Genomic DNA, 276 nt, shown 5'->3' with positions numbered 1-276 from the left:
ATTTCTGTTTAGCGATCCGATATTTCTCTCGGAAAGGTATCAGGGAGGGGAGCCATGTATGAAACAGCGGCGGCATTAAGGGTGTTGGCGGGACTTGCCAAGTTTGCGAAATCGGCCTTTACGTTCAATGAACGCCGCGTAGTTTCGGATGCTTTGGAAAAGCTCTCTCAAGTGTATTTTTTTGATAATCGTACCTTGGCATTGCTAAAGCGGGTCGCGGATGGTGAGGCTATTTCATCCGAAGCAGTAGAGCGCGCAACGAGGGGTTTCGAGCTG

Annotated in this window: 1 protein-coding gene; it reads left to right on the top strand. The window is 49.6% G+C overall.

The window, feature by feature from the left end; genetic code table 11:
• Positions 1–54: 54 nt before the first annotated feature.
• Positions 55–276: hypothetical protein (locus SB822_RS56840; protein WP_410859069.1), on the top strand; the 222-nt coding region annotated here is incomplete at its 3' end.

Origin of the sequence: Paraburkholderia sp. SIMBA_054, assembly GCF_046534875.1 — a bacterium.
Classification (GTDB): domain Bacteria; phylum Pseudomonadota; class Gammaproteobacteria; order Burkholderiales; family Burkholderiaceae; genus Paraburkholderia; species Paraburkholderia hospita.
The sequence above is the reverse complement of the archived record's forward strand: the minus strand, read 5'-3'. Positions and strand labels throughout refer to the sequence as shown.